Origin of the sequence: Stenotrophomonas sp. HMWF003, from assembly GCF_003061285.1 — a bacterium.
GTDB classification, from domain to species: Bacteria; Pseudomonadota; Gammaproteobacteria; order Xanthomonadales; family Xanthomonadaceae; genus Stenotrophomonas; species Stenotrophomonas maltophilia_AP.
The window spans coordinates 10,492-11,232 of the sequence record NZ_QAIW01000323.1 but is presented as its reverse complement, the minus strand read 5'-3'; the positions used below and the strand labels follow the sequence as shown (position 1 = coordinate 11,232).

Genomic DNA, 741 nt, shown 5'->3' with positions numbered 1-741 from the left:
ACCCAGCACCGTTCCGGCCTCGGCCCATTGCTCCAGCGCCTGCGCGCCGTGCAGATCCGCCGCGGCCGCGTGCGTGCCCGCCTCGACCGCGGCCCCCAGCCGGCGCGCATGCGCCTGGGCATTGAGCAGCAGGACGCCGCACTGCGCCTGCAACGCGTCGGCGTCGGCCTGGCGCTCCACGTCGCGCCCCAGCAGCCGCCCCCACCAACCGGTCTGGCGGCGCAAGCGGGCCGGGTTGCCCGCCTGCAGCGCCAGGGCAAGCCGCGACAGCGCCTCGACCAGATCGCTGCGCGGGTCGTCCTCGTACGCGCCGACACCCGCCGCGCGCGGCGCCATCGCCTGTACCAGCACCTCGCCGTAGCGCGACAGCACCGCTGCGTCGGCGACGAGGCTGGCCGGCGGCGCCGGCAGCGCAGGCAACGAGGGCGCGGTCATGCAGGCGCATCACCGCCGTCGCGTTCCCACCGCGGCGGCAGGCTCGATTCGCCGTAGAAGTGGCGCATCAGCGCCTCATCCAGGGCGCGCTCCTCGGGCGTGGAGGCGCGCCTGGGGCGGGCACCCACCCGCGGGGCCGGCCCGGTCTCCATCTGCTGGCGCACCCAGCCAGCCAGCAAGGCCAGCGTTTCGCCCGTGCGCACCTGTTGCTGGTGCGAATCGCCGAGCAGCTGCAACAGCGGGGCCAGCCCGGCCTGCAAGCCACTGGCCAGCGGTTCGGCCAGTGGCGGTGTCGCCACCGGCGCG

At 76.1% G+C, this 741-nt stretch carries 1 protein-coding gene and 1 pseudogene; both read right to left on the bottom strand.

The features are described 5' to 3' along the window. Window positions 1–435, bottom strand: a pseudogene (locus DBR34_RS23025) (hypothetical protein); the annotation flags it as partial. Next, on the bottom strand, window positions 432–741 hold a 310-nt coding region (locus DBR34_RS23020; RefSeq protein WP_258223900.1), incomplete at its 5' end, for a hypothetical protein. The gene DBR34_RS23020 and the pseudogene DBR34_RS23025, both read right to left, overlap by 4 nt.